Annotated in this window: 18 protein-coding genes; 17 read left to right on the forward strand and 1 reads right to left on the reverse strand. The window is 27.1% G+C overall.

The window, feature by feature from the left end; all coding sequences use genetic code 11:
- Nucleotides 1-111: 111 nt before the first annotated feature.
- Both psyc5s11_RS04190 and psyc5s11_RS04195 read left to right on the forward strand, forming a co-directional pair.
- A complete protein-coding gene (locus psyc5s11_RS04190) occupies nt 112-819 on the forward strand; it encodes a response regulator transcription factor (protein ID WP_224036380.1) in 708 nt (235 codons plus the stop codon).
- Nucleotides 806-2,578: a sensor histidine kinase gene (locus psyc5s11_RS04195; protein WP_224036381.1), complete on the forward strand. Its 1,773-nt coding sequence runs from the start codon at nt 806-808 to the stop codon at nt 2,576-2,578. Before psyc5s11_RS04190 ends, psyc5s11_RS04195 begins: the two co-directional genes overlap by 14 nt.
- Before the next feature lie 117 nt (nt 2,579-2,695).
- On the opposite strand, the gene psyc5s11_RS04200 is transcribed toward psyc5s11_RS04195, so the two are convergent.
- Nucleotides 2,696-3,964 (reverse strand): D-alanyl-D-alanine carboxypeptidase family protein, encoded by a 1,269-nt coding sequence (locus psyc5s11_RS04200; RefSeq protein ID WP_224036382.1) that lies wholly within the window; start codon nt 3,962-3,964, stop codon nt 2,696-2,698.
- Between the two features lie 271 nt (nt 3,965-4,235).
- Between psyc5s11_RS04200 and psyc5s11_RS04205 the strand changes: the two genes are divergently transcribed.
- The 15 genes from psyc5s11_RS04205 (at nt 4,236) to psyc5s11_RS04275 (ending at nt 19,464) form a co-directional block, all read left to right on the forward strand.
- Nucleotides 4,236-4,928, forward strand: a complete 693-nt coding sequence (locus psyc5s11_RS04205) for a helix-hairpin-helix domain-containing protein (RefSeq protein ID WP_224036383.1) — start codon at nt 4,236-4,238, stop codon at nt 4,926-4,928.
- A gap of 224 nt (nt 4,929-5,152) precedes the next feature.
- On the forward strand, nt 5,153-5,845 hold the full coding sequence (locus psyc5s11_RS04210; RefSeq protein WP_224036384.1) for a hypothetical protein: 693 nt from the start codon (nt 5,153-5,155) through the stop codon (nt 5,843-5,845).
- Nucleotides 5,846-5,865: 20 nt separating this feature from the next.
- Entirely contained in the window at nt 5,866-6,312 is a 447-nt protein-coding gene (locus psyc5s11_RS04215; RefSeq protein ID WP_224036385.1) for an RDD family protein, read from the forward strand.
- A 144-nt stretch (nt 6,313-6,456) separates the two neighbouring features.
- Complete coding sequence (gene rlmD, locus psyc5s11_RS04220; protein WP_224036386.1) at nt 6,457-7,815, forward strand: 23S rRNA (uracil(1939)-C(5))-methyltransferase RlmD; 1,359 nt, start codon at nt 6,457-6,459, stop codon at nt 7,813-7,815.
- Between the two features lie 1,321 nt (nt 7,816-9,136).
- Entirely contained in the window at nt 9,137-9,316 is a 180-nt protein-coding gene (locus tag psyc5s11_RS04225) for a class I SAM-dependent methyltransferase (protein ID WP_224036387.1), read from the forward strand.
- A 338-nt stretch (nt 9,317-9,654) separates the two neighbouring features.
- Nucleotides 9,655-10,380 carry a LytR/AlgR family response regulator transcription factor gene (locus tag psyc5s11_RS04230; RefSeq protein ID WP_224036388.1) on the forward strand — a complete coding sequence of 242 codons (726 nt, stop codon included), beginning with the start codon at nt 9,655-9,657 and terminating at the stop codon, nt 10,378-10,380.
- On the forward strand, nt 10,380-11,681 hold the full coding sequence (locus psyc5s11_RS04235) for a GHKL domain-containing protein (RefSeq protein ID WP_224036389.1): 1,302 nt from the start codon (nt 10,380-10,382) through the stop codon (nt 11,679-11,681). The genes psyc5s11_RS04230 and psyc5s11_RS04235 overlap by 1 nt, the downstream gene beginning before the upstream one ends.
- A gap of 141 nt (nt 11,682-11,822) precedes the next feature.
- The gene (locus psyc5s11_RS04240) at nt 11,823-12,416 is read left to right on the forward strand and encodes an accessory gene regulator B family protein (RefSeq protein WP_224036390.1); all 594 of its coding nucleotides are present in this window, start codon (nt 11,823-11,825) and stop codon (nt 12,414-12,416) included.
- On the forward strand, nt 12,403-12,537 hold the full coding sequence (locus tag psyc5s11_RS04245) for a cyclic lactone autoinducer peptide (RefSeq protein ID WP_224036391.1): 135 nt from the start codon (nt 12,403-12,405) through the stop codon (nt 12,535-12,537). The genes psyc5s11_RS04240 and psyc5s11_RS04245 overlap by 14 nt, the downstream gene beginning before the upstream one ends.
- 181 nt (nt 12,538-12,718) lie before the next feature.
- Nucleotides 12,719-13,732, forward strand: coding sequence for a hypothetical protein (locus psyc5s11_RS04250; protein WP_224036392.1), 1,014 nt, complete (start codon nt 12,719-12,721; stop codon nt 13,730-13,732).
- 25 nt (nt 13,733-13,757) lie between these two features.
- Nucleotides 13,758-15,563: an ATP-binding cassette domain-containing protein gene (locus psyc5s11_RS04255; RefSeq protein ID WP_224036393.1), complete on the forward strand. Its 1,806-nt coding sequence runs from the start codon at nt 13,758-13,760 to the stop codon at nt 15,561-15,563.
- Nucleotides 15,564-15,574: 11 nt separating this feature from the next.
- A complete protein-coding gene (locus psyc5s11_RS04260; protein WP_224036394.1) occupies nt 15,575-16,462 on the forward strand; it encodes an ABC transporter ATP-binding protein in 888 nt (295 codons plus the stop codon).
- A 6-nt stretch (nt 16,463-16,468) separates the two neighbouring features.
- A complete protein-coding gene (locus psyc5s11_RS04265) occupies nt 16,469-17,683 on the forward strand; it encodes a hypothetical protein (RefSeq protein WP_224036395.1) in 1,215 nt (404 codons plus the stop codon).
- A complete protein-coding gene (locus tag psyc5s11_RS04270; protein ID WP_224036396.1) occupies nt 17,684-19,204 on the forward strand; it encodes a radical SAM protein in 1,521 nt (506 codons plus the stop codon).
- Between the two features lie 59 nt (nt 19,205-19,263).
- Nucleotides 19,264-19,464, forward strand: coding sequence for a CA_C0660 family putative sactipeptide bacteriocin (locus tag psyc5s11_RS04275; protein ID WP_224036397.1), 201 nt, complete (start codon nt 19,264-19,266; stop codon nt 19,462-19,464).
- Nucleotides 19,465-20,006: the final 542 nt, after the last annotated feature.

A 20,006-nucleotide genomic window follows, 5' to 3' on the forward strand; every position in this document is an offset into this window, starting at 1 on the left:
CTATAATGTTTAAATATATGTGGATAATATCGAAAGAAATTTTAAATATAAGTAGAGGACACAAAAAATACATATGAGGTTATTATTATGGTTACAAGGAGGGGAAATAATTTGAGTTATAAAGTTTTATTAGTTGAAGATGAAAAAAGAATGCAGGAAATTATTAAAGATTATTTTGAAGTAAAAGAATGTGAGGTGATTTGTGCCAGCGATGGAATAGAGGCTTTGGAAATATTAGAAAGTAAAAGTTTTGATTTAGTTTTATTAGATATTATGATGCCTAAGCTTGATGGCTTTTCTGTTTGCGAAAAAATTCGTAAAGACAAAATAGAAAGTTCTATGAATAGCAGTGACATACCTATAATTTTTATTACAGCAAGAAGTGATGAAGATGATAATCTCTATGGATATAAGCTAGGAGCAGATGATTATATAACAAAGCCATTTTCACTAAAGGTATTGTATGCTAAATGTAGTTCTGTTATTAAGAGAGCAAAAGGAATTATAGTAGAGGACAAGCTTTATGCTGATGAGATTAGTGTGGATTGTAAAACTCATAGGGTTTATATAAATGAAGAGGAAGTTTTGCTGCCCAAAATGGAATATGACTTGCTCTGCTATTTTATTGTGAATAAAAATAGGATTATAGAAAGGGAACAGTTATTAATTAAGTTTTGGGGATATGATTTTGATGGAAATGACAGGGTGCTTGATACTCATATTAAGAAGCTTAGAAAAGCTTTGGGAGAGAGTGCTTATCATTTACACACAATTGTAAAAGTTGGATATAAATTTGAGGTGATAAATGATGAAGGCTAAAACAGCATTTAAAAACATATTTTTAAAGACAGCAGCTATGTTTTTTATATTATATTTTATTGTTACTATTGGATTTACAGCAGTATATTATAATTTTAAGGTAAACGAAAGTAAAGGTAAATTTGATAGTATGCTAGACGTATTAGAAAAGGAAATAAATAAAGAGATACGTGGTATTGAAAATGAAAGATTATCTGAAGGTAGAACAGAGTATTGGACAAAAGATGTAGATAATCAAAATGCATTAAACAAGGATATATGTGCAATAACAGAATTAAATGGCGATATTACTTATCTTACGTCATCTTTTAGTAAAGAAATGTTTGCAAAAACTTATTTATATGATGAAAATTTTAAGCTGATAGCTAAATCGAGAGATTTATTAAGAGTTACCAGTTTTGATGAAAAGAAAAAGTCAGATATAGATTATTTAAATATAAATAGATATATTGATCTAGATAAGTATTTATCAGAAGATCAAAAAAATGAATTATTTAAAATCTACAATAAGAAAAGCAAATTAAGAGATGATCCAATTAACGTACGAGGCTTTATTAATGGAGCTGAAATTATACCAGAAGAAATTACAATTGATGAGTCAGAAAGTGGAGATGAAGATACAAAAAGGGAAGATAAAATTAAAACATATAAATTTAATACTCAAGAAGTGGAAGAGGAAGGCTTAAGAAAAATAAATATAAATACTTCTTTTGATTTTAATTGGGAAATTCATCATAATAGAGATATTTATAATTCAGATAATAGTAATGATTTATATAGAAAAAACTTTCAAAGATATAATAATTTAAAAGAATATAATGAAGAGGAAATGAGAAGTTTAATCAATTCATTCAATGAGAAGGGTGCTAGTACTAAGAGTAATAAAAGTGAAATCTTTGGTAAAGTGGAGTATGACTATATTGATACACTAATTGGGAGCGTAAATAATCATAAATATTATTTGCACCTAAAGACAGATTATTATCCATGGGACGATGTATTACCGAAGGCTATGCCATTATATATAATTTCTTTTATTATGGTACTTGCTATGACATTAATTTTATCGAAAGGCTTATATAAAACCTATGAAAAGCAAGCGGTTTTGGAAAAGAATAGAAGAGAACTTACAAGTGCCATAGCTCATGAATTAAAAACTCCTCTTGGAATCATTAGGACATATGGAGAAGGTCTTAAAGAAAAAATAGCTGAAGATAAAAGGGATTATTATCTGGATGTAATAATAGATGAAACCTATAAGATGGATACAATGGTGTTAGAAATGTTATATTTATCAAAGCTGGAAGCAAAGGCTTATGAACTTAAAAGAGAAACATTCTGCATAAATGATCTTGTAGAAGGAATTATAAAGAAAAATGAAAAATTATTTAATGATAAAAGTATTCAAGTAAATTATATAAACGATAAAAAATATGATGTTGATGCTGATTATACACGCATTGAGCAAGTAATAAATAATTTGCTTTCTAATGCAATATATCATACAGAGGAAAAGAAAACTATAAATATAAGATTGGATAATGAAAAATTTACTATTGAAAATCAAGGTGAACATATTCCAAAGGATAAAATAAATCTAATATGGGATGCCTTCTATAGAGTAGATAATTCAAGAGATAGAAGTGAAAGAAGAACAGGAATTGGGCTGGCAATAGTAAAAAATATTTTACAGCTTCATAATATGGAGTTTGGTGTTGAGAACACAAATATTGGAGTTGAGTTTTGGTTTAAGATTTAGGTCTGTGAAATAAAATAACAAGTCAAGTATAATAAAATACTGACTTGTTATTTTTTTAATGCATCTTAGTTAGTTTACCATATAATAGATATTACGTCTTATCTGATAATGAAAAGATTATTTTCTAAATTTACTTGATATAAAGTCCTTTAATCCGATTACTCCAGCTTTTATAAATTTCCTTAATCCAATTAATCCAGCTAAAACTACAACACCAGCACCAATATAAATTGGAAGGTTAGATTCCTCTGATAAAGATTTAATAGAGATTAGAGGTTCATAAGTCCTAGAAACTCCAGCTGCTAAATCAACCGTTATGAATTCTTTATCATTAACATAAATTGTCCCTTTTAAGATATTATCACCTTTATCAAAAGATTTTTTACTTAAATCTATCTTTTTTATTTTAAGATCAGAAGAGATTGTATTTTCTTTTCCTTTAGAAACAATATAATCTATATCCTTTAGACTTATAACAGGTATTGTAAGGTCATTATTTATTTTATACTCTGAAATTTGCTCGTCTTTTTTATAAAGATGTACTAATGAATAATTATCGAAACCATAATTAAAAACAGTTTGCATGTCATGAAAATTTTGATCCTTATCAAGAGCATTCAAAAATGAAGCTATAAGCACATGCCCATTTTTTTCAGCAGCAGCAACATAAGTATGATTTGATTTTTCTGTATATCCATTTTTGCCAGAGATAGCGAATGGATAATAATAACAAGAATTTTTATTAATCATATAGTTTTTATTATTTACACTTATAGGGCTTATACGATTATTTTTTAGTGGTATTGTAGCAGATTTAGTAGTAGAAATAGCCATATAATCTTTATTTTTTATAGCTTCCCTTAAAAATAATGCTAAATCATGGGCTGTTGTTGTATGTTCTGGATCTGGCATTCCACTTGGATTTTTAAAGTTTGTATGTAAGGCTCCGAGTTCTTTGGCTTTATCATTCATAAGTTTAGAAAATTCAGCTACATTTCCTGATATATGATCAGCTAAAGCATTTGCACAATCGTTATCAGAGTCTAAAAGAAGACCTAAAAGTAAATCATGTACAGTTAATACATCACCTTTCAATAGTCCAATAGCAGTACCACCTACTTTTGTAAAGTCTTCCTGAACTGTAACTTCATCATCTAGTTTGCATTTTTCTAAAGTTATAAGTGCAGTCATTACTTTTGTAGTTGAAGCAGGCTCTAAAACTTTTTCTTCATTTTTCCCATATAATATTTCACCAGTAGAAGCATCAATTAAGACACATCCTTCAGCATTAATTTGGGGTTTGGTTGTTTCAGCTTGTACATTAGTACATGTAAAGCAAAATAGAAATAAAAATAATATATTAATAGTTTTTAAAATTCGTCTCATAAAATTCTCCATACTATATATGTTGCAATATAAATTGTTTGATAAACGTTTGGTCAGTAGTATTAACTATTTTTTACGTACATTTTTTTTCAACATATATATCTTAAATATTTTTTCAGTACATTTACAATATATTCTACCAAAAAAAATAGCTTTACGCTATATAAAAAATCATAAAAATTTCAATAATAGTCTAAAATATAAAAAACATGGGAATAATATATAGAAGAGAAACTTTAAATTATGCAAAAGTATGCAAGGAGATAAATTCGTGATACAAGAATTATTAAAGGATAAGAAAAAAATAGGAATATTAAGTATATTAGTTATTGTAATAATTGCATTCGGAATTTTATATTTAAAATCTGGATTTAAAGAATTAAAGAAAAATGATAAGGAAAGTATTTTTGTTGACGATATAGAAAATACTGATAAATCAGCAGTCACATCGAATAATAATATGAAAAATAATAGTAACAGTACAAAGAATAAAGAAGTAACTGTACCAATAAAAGATAAAAGCATAGTAGTAGAAATTAAAGGTGAAGTAAAAAAACCAGATGTGTATACATTAGATGAAAATGCTATAGTAAAGGAGCTTATAGAAGCAGCTGGTGGACTTACTGAAAATGCAGATTTAAACAATATAAATAGAGCAAAAAAATTACAAAATCATGAGTTGGTTTATATTGCAAATAAAAATGGTATAAATAAAGAAGGTACAACTAAAAATTCAGAATTAAATACAAGTAACAGTCAAGTGACTTCTAATAATATAGTAAATATAAATACTGCAACAATAGAACAATTAAAAACATTAAATGGAGTAGGTGACTCAAAGGCTAAGAGTATAATTGAATATAGAGAACAAAGTGGAGGATTTAAATCAATAGAAGATATAAAAAACGTAAATGGAATTGGAGAAAAGATGTTTGAAAAAATAAAAGAACAAATAGAAATTTAAGACTTTTGCGAGAACTTAGAATAGTTGGAGATAATTGCATGAAATCATAAAAAAATATATAATAGATATACATGTTGTGCTAGAGTTAATTATATAAAGTAAATTTTAATTGACTGCTAATATTGAAATAACCACAAAAGTATAATATTGACACATAATTGTAATACAAAAGTGATAAGATTGTAATATTGATTTGTTGTGTATGAATTAAGGGGGAGAATTTGTTGTCTAAGAAAATTATAAGTATTTTAATGAGCTTAATGGTAGCCACTTCATTGATAGGGTGCAAAACTGCAAATGTGAATACAGAAAAGAAAACTAAAACAACAACGGAAGATAATGTGGATACTGATGATAAAAATTTAGAAGGAAAATGGGCAAAAAATTATACTATAGAAGAAACACAAAAGCTTTTTAAAGAAAAATTGTCCAAGATGGAGAATATAACCAAAGAATTAGGGATAAAATATACAAAAGATGAAAAAATAAAAAAGCAAGATACACAATCTATAAATGATAATTCTATATATTATGATAATGATAAGCCAGAAGCAAATAAAATTGAAAGTATGTATTTTGGAATGAAGACATATGGAGATAATTTAGAAACTGGAGACATATGCTTAAAATTAAGCTTAAAATTTGATGGTGAAAATGCTGTAAAAAATAACGACTTTGATTTAGGGAAAACATCTTTTAAGAAGTACATAGAAGCATTTACAGAAGAAACAAATGTAGATTATTCTGACATAAATAAAGAAATAATTGAAAAGCTAAAAAATGGAGACAAACAAGTTGAAATAAACAACACAGTAGATGGCTTAAAAGAAGAAATTATAGCCACCAAAGAGTTGATTATATATAAATTATCTACGAAAAAATACAAATTTGCAGATGCAGAAATGAGTATGAAGTAGATTATAAGGGGGAAAATTTGTTGGAAAAAGACAATATAAACGAAAATAAAATAAATAGTGAGGTAGAAGAAATGGAAGTTCAAACTTCAAATATAGAAACTACCAAAGTAGAAAACGACATTAAAAACGAAACGTTAGATGAAGGTAATACAAATAGTGAACTTCATGGATTAATTAATGGTGAGGATAGTGAGAATAGTGATGATGATATTAATGAAAGTTCATCTATACAAGTTATTTTAGCTAATGCTCTTGATCAATTATTAATAGTTGCAGCTTCGGCAGTGTTAGTATTATTATGCAGTGTGGTTTTGAAGCTATTTGGATATATGTTTACAGAAGGAACAGGATCAGTAGTGTTGGCAGGCGGAATTATATATTTCATCTTAAATTGTATTTATGCTCCAATAATGGAAAATAGCAATGCAAAAAATACTATTGCAAAAAAGATATTAAATATAAATTAATTAAGAATGCACAATTCACAATTTAAAATGTGAATTGTGCATTATGTATTGACAGTAAGTTTTTCATGTGCTAAAAAGATAAGAGTATAAGAATGTCAGTCATTATACAAATAAGAAAAAATATGAATACATTAGGAGTAAATAATGAAAAGAGGAAGCGATTTAAGCGTTAAAATAGAAAAATCACAATTTCCATCAACAGGAATAGGATATGCAGAAGATAAAATAATATATGTTAAAAATGCATTTCCAGGTCAAACAATAACAGGAATAGTAAAAAAGAAAAGAGAAGAATTTGCAGAAATTAAATTATTATCTGTAGATGAAAAAGCTGATTATGAAATTGAGGCTCCATGTCCTCATTTTGGAATTTGTGGAGGCTGTTCATCACAAAGCATACCTTATGATATGCAATTAGAATTTCTAAGTGAAGAAGTTAAAGATTTATTTAAAGATGCAGATGTTACAACAGGTGAATACTTAGGAATTCAAGGAAGTCCAAAACAATGGGAATATAGAAATAAGATGGAGTTTACCTTTGGAGATGAAGCAAAGGGTGAACCGCTCTCAATTGGGATGCACATTAGAGGAAAATCTTTTGGTATAGTAACTGTAGATAAGTGTCACATTGTTGATGAGGATTATAGAAATCTTCTTAGACTAACTGTAGATTATTTCAGAAAGCAAGACTTACCATTTTATAAAATAATGAAGGCAGAAGGATATTTAAGACATTTGGTAATCAGAAAAGCTGAAAATACAGGAGAGATACTAGTAAATATAGTAACAACAACTCAAATTGACTTTGACTTAAATGAATATGTTAACTTATTAAGAAGCCAAAGCTATAAAGGAAATCTTGTATCAATATTACATACAGAAAATGATTCATTATCTGATTCAGTAATACCTCAGAAGGTTAATTTATTATATGGTAAAGATTATATTAGAGAAACTGTACTAGGATTACAATTTAATATATCACCATTCTCATTTTTCCAAACTAATACAAAAGGTGCAGAAAGCCTTTATTCAATAGTTAGAGAATTTATGGGAGAGAGTGAAGATAAAGTTATCTTTGACCTTTATTGCGGAACAGGTACAATTGGCCAAATAGTAGCTCCAAATGCAAAAAAAGTTGTTGGAATTGAGCTAATAGAAGAGGCAGTTGAAGCAGCAAAGGAAAATGCTAAATTAAATGGCTTAAATAACTGCGAATTCTTGGCTGGAGATGTAGCAGAAATTATAAAAAATGTAAAAGACAAACCAGACATAATAATTCTAGATCCACCAAGAAGTGGAGTACACCCTAAGGCTCTAGATTATGTAATTAAATTCAAGGCACCAGAAATAATATATGTTTCCTGTAATCCTAAAACTTTAGTTACTGACCTTAAGGTACTCACAGAAAGAGGATATGAGGTTATTCAAACTAAGGTGAAAGATATGTTCCCAAATACTCCTCATGTGGAGACAATTGTTAAATTAATCAAGAAATTGTAGCTACCTAATAAACCCTGCCAACTTCCACTAAACCATGCCGATTCTGATAAACCTTGACGAAAACGATGATAGGGATAAGGGATGAAAAAGGGATTGAAGGGAGTAAGGATATAAGGGAAAAGTTAGTGGCTTTTAAGCATAAAACCTTAAACCTAACTTCCGTGCCGAATGGCGATTTTAAAGGATTTAAAGGGAATAAGGAATGATAGGATTAAGGTAAAACTTAGTCCTATTTTTTTCCCATTTGCTCTTATCCTTAACCATAAAAACGGCAGACTTTAGTAGGATTCCGAATAAACATTGACGGTGTAAGAGGTAATGAATACGACTGTCCTTAAGGCTAATTTGTCGGCAAGGTTTAAGGAAATGAACGAAGAAATGCGGGTTTGAAGGGGATTTTTTCGGCAAGGATTGTGGGGTGAGTACAGAAATGTAATTAATTCCCAACCATAACCTATAACCACCTAAACCATGCCCAACCTGTCTAAACCTAGCACAAAATCGCTAGGCGAAGCGAAGTTTAAGGGATAAGGGAACAAGGCGAAGAAACTCAAATAAGAAACTAGTCAAAACCCAAGTGAAACTAAGAGCTAAGGCAAAACCTTAGTTCTTTTTTTGATGAAGAAAATAGAGAAAGAAAAAGGGAAATAATCTGAGAAAAAAATAGAGACTTCTTCATCAAAAAATAACTCCACCAACGCCCTCTTCATAACCCCTTCCAGAAAAAAATGAAGAAGACCTGGTGAAAAAAATCTCATCACCGAAAGCGAAGAGAAATACAGAAGAAATAATTGATGTAAACCCACATAAATAAAAGCTTAAAAGGATTTTTGAAGAGGAAGATAAAGAGGGAATATAGGAAGAGATATTTCACCAATCTAAGCTTAAGAACTCCAACAACCCCACCGCAATAGCGGGAAAACTGTTAAAAAAATATAAAGAAGCACTGGTGAGAAAACCTGCTTCCGCGACGGTTAGGAAGCGAATAAATCGAAGCGCAGCTTAACAGAAAACAGCCATAGAGAAAAATACAGAGAAATGTTCAGACATTTATGTAATTTACACTAAAGTTTGAGCAAAAAAGGGAAAAGAAGAGGAAAGAAATACTGGATATTTTGGTCAGACATTAAGGGGGGGGGGTACATAGTAAGGAGGATTTTTTAAAAGAATATTTAATATAATTAGGAATATTATACTTTTTATGGCTATAAAATGTTAAAATATAGATAAAATAAATAATAATTTAATGCACAATGGTATATTATGACGTATTAAATTGATATTTTATTTCAAGCAAGATTATACAAGGGGGATGTTAACTTTGGGATTTTTACATGACAAAATAAATTTTGAGGATAAAATGGTTCGTTATTATGATGAACTACCTTTATGGTCATCACCTTTTGGAGTTGTATTATTAAACAATATTCCACTTGAAAAAAACTCCACAATAGTTGATATTGGATGTGGGACAGGTTTCCTGCTACTTGAATTAGCATAAAGATTTGGAGAAAGCTCTAAAGTATTTGGAATTGACCCGTGGGATAAATCAATTGATAGGCTGACAGAAAAAAAGAGCAGTATAGAATAAAAAATGTGGAATTGATAAAAGACGTTGGTGAAGATGAACCATTTCTGTTTTAAACAAATAAAACTCACAGCCCCCGCGAGGGGATTTTCTTGTTGGAGAGGAGTTAGGAAGGTTAAATTGTATTTATATCACTTTTGGCTACTAAGCATATATGGATGCAATAAAGATTTTACTCAATTTTAACGAAAACATTAATATGGCGTATAAAAAAACATTATATACAAATTTTGAATTAAGGAGATGGTCATATGTTTAGAATAGCTATATGCGACGATGAAAAATATTTCATAAGTGAATTAAATGATATTTTATGCAAATATTTAAATAAACATGAGATGGAGTATGAAATAGATACTTTTAAATCTGGAAAAGAATTTATAGAGCTGGGAATTGAAATGATTAAATATACCATCGTTTTCCTAGATATAAATATGGACGAGATCAATGGTATTATGACTGCTAAAAAAATCAGGGAATTCAGTAAGGAAGTATTAATTGTATTTGTCACTGCGTATATTAACTATACTCTTGAAGGTTACAAAGTAGATGCGATACGTTACTTATTAAAGGGAAATAAAAATTTTGAGGAAGAAATTTATGAATGTATGGATGCAATTGTTGAGAAGATAAACTATGTGATCTTAAAAAAAATGTTTAAATTTAACAATGGAATTAGAGAGATTCATTTAAATAAAATGTTGTATATAGAAAGCAAATTACATAAATTAGAATTTCATGTTATTAAGGATAAAGAAAAAATATATATATTATATGAAACTTTGAATAAAATAGAAAAAGAATTAAAAGCTAGTGGATTTGTTAGAATACATCAGAGCTTTTTAGTTAATATAAAGCATATAATCAATATAGTACCGCATTCAGCTATATTAAGCAATAATATAGAATTACCTATATCTAAATCAAGATATAAAGATGTAAAAAATACATTTATTGAATATATAGGAGAAATATGATGTTTGATTATATACAAAGTTTTTTAGTAGTTATGTTAGAAATATTTTGTTGCAAAATATTTTTTGAGGCTTTTGGTGAAAGACGCAGTAAAAAGAAAACTTATAAAAATTATATAGTAATAATAGCATTAATACTATCAGTGTATTTGCTTGCATTATTTTTCGCAAATTATTTTCTAATCAAACAGATATTAATTATTGTTATAAGTACAATATTAATGTATTTATATATAAATATTACGATTATAAAATCAGTTATATTATCTATGCTATTTCAAGGATTACTTCTTGTTGTAGATTATTTTACATTTTCAATAAATACTATACTTTTTTTGTACAAAAAAGTTCTAGAAAAATCGTATGATTTTGACAGCAATTTAATTATAATTTTAGGGAAAATATTACTTTTCTTAATTGTGTTATTAATAAAAAAATATATGGGGAATAAATATCCGAAAATTTTGAAAGATTCAGAATGGATAAGATTTGTGTTTTTCCCAGTGTTCACAATATGTGTGATAGTAATGATGCTTTCAATTTCAGAATATATTACAAGTGAACGACAGGCAGATGTTTATTTTATTATAGCGTTTGGATTAGTTGGAATGAATATGATAGTATTTTATCTAATTAATGATATTTTAGAACGTGAAATGGAACTTCATAAAAATAAAATTTTTGAAATGGAAGTAAAAAGTCAAACTATTATATATGAATCTATTTCAAAAAGTTTTGATAATCAAAAGAAAAAAACACATGAATATAAAAATCAAATAATATGCATTGATTCTTTAGTAAAGAAAAAAAATTATGCAGAGCTAGAAGAATATATAAAAAGTATAAGTGATAATTTAAATAAGGAATTAGACGCAATTAATACGAATAATGTTATTGTTAATGCCATTTTAAATATAAAATATCAAGAAGCAATAAATAAAAATATTATTTTTGTAATTAAAGTCAACGACCTATCTAATGTAGAAATTAGTAATGAAGATATTATTGTAATATTGTCTAATTTACTAGATAACGCTATTGAAGCTTGCGATAAATGTTCAGGTAAGAAGATATTGAAATTTAAATTTATAAGTGAAAATGATTTTATTATTATATCAGTAAAAAATACATATAGCGATAATGTTTTGTATGATAATGGAAGAATATTAACTTCGAAAGAAAATAAAGAAGAACATGGAATTGGAATAAACAATATAATAAATACAATAAAAAAATATAATGGATCTTATATTATAAAAAGCAGTAGAAATCAATTTTATTTTTCAATTTTAATCAATAAATAATATATGCAAATGAGTAATAGGCTAAAATATTTATAATATGACATTTAATAAACATCCATTTCTGCAATAAAAAGTAATTTTCTGCAAAAGGTATTGTATTATAAAGATTGAAAGCTATACTTTTATTTAGAGGGAGTGGTTATGGTTGAGAAGATAGCAAATATTTTAGTAAAAAAAATGTGTGATGAAAAATTAATTGATGTAAAAAAAGAAGAAGATTATGTTTATGCTTTTATATGTATTGTAGAAAGATTTATAACTTTAGGAACTATTATAGTAATTAGCATATGTTTAGGTTTATTTATATATACTTGTATTTTTCTTATATTTTTTCTGTCATTAAGAAAAAGGACAAGCGGATATCATGCTAATACATTTTTACAATGCTATTTTGGAACAGTCAGTACTTATATATTAATTGTATTTACAGATGCTTTTTTAGTAAGAAATTTTCGAATTTTAAATGCTGTCCTTATATTATCTATTGTAGTTATATGGATTATAGGAACAATTAATCACCCGAATATGAATATGGATTTTTGTGAACTATATGAATCTAAAAGAGCAGCAAGATTGATTCTTATTATTGAAAGTGGAATAATATATTTTTCGATCTTTGTTGGTTTAAATATAATTATCGTAAGTTATATGTCAATTTCTATAATATTATGTGCAATTTTGTTTTTAATAGCTAAAATATTGAAACAGGAGGTAATAGAAAATGAAAAAAGTTAAGAAAAATTTATTAAAAATAATTGAATGTATCACAAGAATAGAGGTAGAAAAAAATTTGCATAAATATCCACCATTTTGTTCTGGTATATATCACCAACCAAAGAGACCTAAAAAATCATAATAAAACCTAGTATGAATAAAAAATAAATAATAAAGTTTTTAATCGAAGAAGGTGAAATATTATTAATTTTAATAATATAAACAATTCTAAATATGAACATCTATATATCTTAATTGCAAAAGGAATAGAAGAAAAAGAAAAATTCAGTGGATTAGCTCATGTTGGTGAACATGTATGTTTAATGCCATATTATAATAGTATATTAAAAAAGCCATCTCTAAAATATGCTCATGGTTATACATGTTTGGATCATGCATGCTTATATTATACAGCAATAAAAGAAGAAAAAGAATGGATTAATTACATAGATGATTTGATAGAGACTGGAGATATAATAAATTCTCAGAATGTAGAAAGAGCAAAAGTTCAAGTGATAAATGAATGTAATGGTATGGAAAAAATCACTATTGAGAGAGAAAAAATAGTTAGATTTGTAACAGAAAACAGAATTAGTTATTTTGCTATGGGAAAAGTTGATGAGATTAGCCAAATAACATACAAGGATATTGAAGTTTGGCTAAATAATATAAAAAGGAAAAATATATTTTATAAAATACGGTTTAATGAAAAAAGAGATATACAAGAACAAGTGAAAGCTATAATTCAAAAAGATAAATTAGCTAAAAAAATAAAAATAAGTGAATGTATATCAGATACAGATATGGTTTTACATATTAACGAAATAGAAGATAAGAAGTGTACAATCGACCTATATTTTAAAATAAATAATATTTTAAGTATAGAAGAATCAATAAATAAAACGTTTATATTATGTTATTTACAATATCTATGCAAAAAATATTTTTATACTGATACTTATGTAAAGGAAAAATATTTTACTTATTCAGAGAGATATATAGTTATTACTTTAATTGATATCAATGTAGATAGTTCAAATAATATAGCCAATAAGTTAAGACGCTGTTTAGAGAAAAAAAATACTGTTAAAGAATTGTTCTATTATAAAAAATTGTTTTATAAGTATATAAAAGAATGGTCTTTGCAAGATGAAAGTAATGAGGATTTGATTAATAAATTTTACAATTATGTATTGTATGATATACCAATTTTTGATTTGAAAAATGTTTTAGAATTAGCAGATGTCATAGATGAAAGAATATTTGTACATTTAGATTATATTACTCATCAGCCAATAAAAATAGTTATAAAAAATGCGAAAAGATCTAAAAAATAAATAATATCTATTATGGGGTGATGTAATGAGTGATAAATTGAATTTCAAGCAGAAGTTAATGCTATTAAGAAAAGGTATTTATATACTAATGTCTGCTTCACCGATATATTTAATTCTAATATTAGGTATAAGTATTTTAACAGGTTTAATTGCACCTATTAATTTATTGATATGGCAGAAGTTTTTAGATGCAGTAGTAATTATGATTTCACAAGAAAAATGGTTAAATATAGGAATTGAATCGTTAATATTCTTATCAATAGTTACACTACTAGGATATTTATTAAATGGATTTTTACAATATATTAAACAGACATATGGTGATTTGTTAGACTTGCATATTACTGAAATGATATTGAAGAAAAGTTTGAAATTTTCTATGGAAGTATTTGATGATTCTGATATATATAACCATATAAATATGGCTATATCTCATACATCACAAAATTGTTTAAGTCTTTTAGATTCAATATCAGAATGTATTTATTCTATTATTAAAGCAATGGGGTTTATAGTTATAATAATACAATTTGACTGGAAGGTCGTTATTGTAAGTGTAATTTCAGCATTACCAGCATTGTATATTTCTTTAAAAACAAACACATATTGGTATAATGTATTTTTTGAACGTACAGAAAAATTTAGATTAATTAATTATCTAAAAATGATATTAATTAAAAATGAAAATATTAAAGAAATAAAATTGTATGGAATTGGACTTAAAATAGTACAGATTATAAAAGATAATTATTTAAAGTTCTTAAAGAATGATAAAAAAGCTAGGAAAATCCTATTAGCAAAGAAGGTATCATCTCAAGGATTAGATGAAATAATTTCGACTTTTCTTAAAGTTTGGATTTTAATATTATCCATTGAAAGTAAATGTAGTCTGGGAACAATTGTATTATATTTTAATGCACAAGATAATTTAAAATCATCAATTATCGAATTGTCAAATCAAATTTCTGTATTGCATAATAGTATTTTATATCTAAGATCACTAGATGTTATAGAAAAAACAAATATTCAATCAGATGAAATTAATAGAAGAATAGATTGTAAAATTTCGTGTATTGAATTTCAAAATGTTTCATTTAAATATCCAAAAAACCAAAAATTTGCATTAAAAAATATAAATTTAAAATTTGAAGTTGGAAAGACATACTCTATTGTAGGTCTTAATGGTTCAGGAAAAACAACTTTAATTAAATTGTTGTTAAAGTTATATAAACCTACTATGGGGAAGATATTAATAGATGGAATTAATTTGCAAGAAATTAATGATGAAGAATACTATTCAAATATTAGTGCTATTTTTCAAGATTTTATAAAATATCCATTCAGCATACACGATAATATTGCAATAAGAGGTACTAAAAAGAAAGGAATATGTTTTTCTAAGGCAGTTAATATAGCTGGTATAGAAGAGCTAATTGATGGTTTACCATTTAAAGAAGAAACATTATTAATGAAAGATTGGAAGTATGGAACAGATATATCTCAGGGTCAGTGGCAAAAAATAGCAATAGCAAGATGTTGTTATTGTGATAGTTTAATATGTATATTTGATGAACCATTTTCATCTATTGATGTAGAAGCAGAAAATCATATTATTCGACAAATAAATTCTAATAAAGAAGAAAGATTGGCAATATTTATTACACATAGGTTTTCTAGTATATCATTAGCAGATGAAATAATAGTTATGAAAGAAGGAGTAATTCTTGAACAAGGTAAGCATATGGAATTAGTAAATAATAAAGGACTTTATTATGATTTATATTCTACACAGAGAGATAAGTTGAATAAATCTGTAGATAATGCATGTTAGGAGGAAATGAAATGAAATTAACATTAAACAATATCTGTAAAAGTTTTTCGGGTAAAAAGGCTGTAGATAATGTTAATATAGAAGTTTCTAATGGAATATGGGGGCTAATTGGGGCTAATGGTGCTGGAAAAACAACATTAATGAATATTATATGTGATGTATTAAAACCTGATAGTGGTGTTATTTATTTTGAAAACCAACCTGTGTTAAAACTAGATGATGAATATAGAAGTATACTTGGATATTTACCACAAAATTTTGGCTGTGATGGAACATTCACGGTAAAAGATTATTTGGAGTATATGGCAGAATTAAAAGGCTTACCTTATGCAAAGGCAAAGAAACAAATTAATAAGTTAATTGAAGTATTAAGTTTAACAGAATATACAAAGAGGAAAGTATGTCAATTATCAGGTGGAACACTAAGGCGTGTAGGAATAGCACAAGCGTTATTAAATAACCCTAAAATATTGATATTTGATGAGCCAACAGCTGGATTAGATCCAGGAGAAAGAATTCGTTTTAGACAGCTTATATCAGAATATGCAAAGGATAAAATAGTCATTATATCAACTCATATAGTATCGGATATTGAAAATATATCAACAAACAATATCATTATGAGGCAAGGTAAAATTATATCAGTTGGAAATCGGGAAAAATTAATAAGTAATCTTATAGGCAAGATATGGACTGCACATGGTAGTGAAAATGAAGTTAACGTCTTATTGAAACAAGAAAATATTATTAACATTCATTATGAGGATAATAATAAATTAGAGGTAAGATATGTTAGTGACAGTCCAATATTTGAAAATGCGCAAAGCTGTGTTCCGACGTTAGAAGATGTATATTTGTGGGAGTTCAAAGAAGAGATTAAAAATTATAAGTTAGGGTGAGGAAATATGTTAAGACTTATTAAATTAGAATTGAAACATATATTAAAAATGCACAATACTATAATTATTTTCTTTATTTTAATAATATTAGCAGTTGGTTTATCTATTCTTTCTACCTATGGAGAAAATGGATATGTACTGAATAATAATGAATCTACAACCTTATCTGGTCTAGATGCTGTGCATAATATACAACAAGTTGAAAAGGAAACAGAGTTATCTGGAAAACATTTGGCTGATGTTTTTGAAAAGCAGAAAGAAATTTACAAAAAGTATGGTGAATCTACTCCAGATGAGGTGCTTGTAAAAGATGTATATCCTTATAGTGGGGAGAAAAACTTAATACAGTGGGTTTACGGTATAGACGTTAATTATAATTATTCTAAAATATATGACAAGCTATCTGGAAATGATATATTGAAATTTTATGATAAACTCAAAAATTCTAGAAATGAGTATCTTGGTCAGCAGTTAAAAGGAAATACAAAGGCATATGAATTAGAACAAAAAAGAGCAGAAAAAATAAACATACCATTTTATTATTATCCGAAAGTAGGTTGGGATTCTGCGCTTGATAAATTAGGGGCAAGTATGAGGGTAATTGCATTTTTATGTTGTACATTAGCAGTACAATTATTCTCTGGCAATTATCAGAATGGAGCTGATGTTGTTTTTAGAACAACTAAACATGGTAGAAAAGCACTTGCATTATCTAGAACTATAGCAATGTCAATAGTTGGAATTCTTTTGTATATAGTTTATATGGGAGTATATACATTATCATGTACTATGCTTTTTGGAGTGAAGGGACTGAAAGATCCTATACAACTCATAAGTATATTTTCATGTAGCCCATATACAATTGGACAAGTATTTATGCAGACAATTTTACTAGGGATAATATCTGTGATTTCAGTAATCATTATTACATTATGTGTATCTTCTAGGATTAAGTCACCGATATATGCTTTGGCATTTTCTGTTGCTATATTAATAGCACCAATTATCATTCAAAGTGTGCCTAGTGCACCAAACTTAGTTTATTTTATAAGTGATATTTTCCCAAGTAGCGGGATGGATATTTATGGAGAGCTTGTGAGATCTAATTACTATTCTGCTATTAGATCTCCATATGTAATAACTACTGCAGCAATATTGAATATAATTTTAGGAGTTTTTTTAACAAAACATTTTTATGATAAGCATGAAGGAGGAAGATAAATGATAAGCATTAATAGTTTAATTAAAGAAAAAGAAACAGGAGATATTTATAGATTAGGGGCTACTTTTTCTACCGATAAAAGCAATTATGTATATGATACGGGCACAGGTAAAGTTGTTCAGTTGGATGAGGAAAGTTCACCATTTATTACTGGATTGTTTGATGAAAATACTTCTGCATCACAACTTAGAAATATAGCTGATGAAAATAAAAATATAGATAATGTTATTGATTTTCTTAAAGAAGAAAATTTGCTTTGTAATCCAGAAATAAAGCATTTCATACCTTTAGAAAATAAAATTAAAGAAGAAAATTTGCAAATGGAACAATTAATAATTGAATTGACAGGTAAATGCAATTTGAGATGTAAGTATTGTATTTATAATGATTATAATGATGGAACTAGAAATTTTAACACTAAAAGTATAGAATTTGAAACTGCAAAAAAAGCAATTGATTATATATATTTGCATCGTAGCAATAAGAGATTAGCTATAACTTTTTATGGTGGAGAGCCATTAGTAAAATTTGATGTAATGAAACAGTGTATAGAATATTCATTAGAGCATCTCAAGGATTGCAATTTAAGCTTTTCATTTACTACAAATTTAACATTAGTTACAAAGGAAATAGCAGATTACTTGGCACGCATTCCTAATTTGAGTATTGTTGTAAGCTTAGATGGACCAGAGGAAGTTCAAAATACTGCAAGGGTATATGCTGATGGTAAACCGACATTTAAAGATGCATTTAGAGGTCTTAAACTATTATCGGAAGCGATTAATAAATACAAAAAAACTACTATCACAGTTAATGCAGTTTTATTGCCACCATATACAGTAGAACGTTTAGAAAAAATAAATAGCTTTTTTGGATCTTTAGATTTCTTGTCAGATGACACAGAAGTACGAGTTACTTATCCAGCGCAAGGTACTGTGCCTGAAAGTTATTTTGATGAATTAAAAAATAAAGGTTATGATGATCATCAGATTGCTGATGGATGGTTTGATTGGGCAATTAAGAAGACTAGAGAAAGTGTTTCTAATGAAAATAAACATAATATTTATTCACATGTTTTAGAAGCTTCACTAACTCAAATACATAATAGAATATTAAGAGACAAGCCAATAGATCTATATTATTATAATGGATGTTGTCTTCCAGGTCAAAGACGATTATATGTATGTACAGATGGCAGCTATAAAGTTTGTGAACGTATTGGAGATTCGCCAGTGATAGGACATGTAGATACTGGTTTAAATGAGGAAGCAGTTAAAAAGTATTATTTAAATAAATATGAAGAGGAATCCATACAAGATTGCTCTAAATGCTGGGCTGTCCAGCTATGTGATATTTGCTATGCAGATTGTTATGAGGAATCTGGAATTGATATTGAGAAGAAAAGAAACATATGTAAAAACTTAAGAAATAGGTATCTATCATGGTTAGTTTATTACCATAAAGTTTTAGAAGATTATCCAGAAAGAATAGATCAAATATCAAAAATAGAAGCCAACTAATAATTAATTGCATGAAAAATAGACAATTATTAATTAAAATAAGAGAGGAAGTTTTTAATATGAAAATAGTTAATCCATTAAACAGAAGACCAGAAACAGAAGAAACTATGGTAATGGGAGGATGTCATTGTTATTGCAACAGTGGAAGTAGTAGCACATACACTGCATCATGGACACCATTTATGCCTAGTTGTGAATGTAATTGTAATTCTAAAAATAGTGGTGACAATTATAGCGTAGCATACAAAGCAGGTCATTAATTAGTTATAAATTAAATAAATAATTGTCTATTTTCAGATACTACTTACATAAAGTAAGTAGAATATAAAAAAGTATTATTGTATATTTATTATATACAATAATACTTTTTTTTATTCATCTTATATTGAATTAAAAAGAAGTTAATGTTAAAAAACTTAAGGATATGCTTTGCATATATTCACATAGTTGTAACAGAAATGAGAATTTAAGGAATAATATGCATAAGTGATTGGTAATTTAAATTATATGAGTTAATGATTAGATATTTATGCAATAAAAAGTCATTTTCTACAAAGCGTATTGTGTACAAAAAATCAAAAGTTATACTGTTATTAAAAAGGTGCGATTTGTGATTGATAAAATGACAAACACTTTAATGAAAATGTTTACGTATAAATTGCATAGAAATACATTTGTAAAAAAAATCAAGTGTTATAGAATCAAGTAAAAAATGTAAAATATATTTTTTCATATCATGTAAATAGAGCTGAAAAACTAGGAGCACATAAACAGATGAAACTCTCTGATTATGTGCTTTTTT

This window comes from Clostridium gelidum (assembly GCF_019977655.1).
GTDB classification, from domain to species: Bacteria; Bacillota; Clostridia; order Clostridiales; family Clostridiaceae; genus Clostridium; species Clostridium gelidum.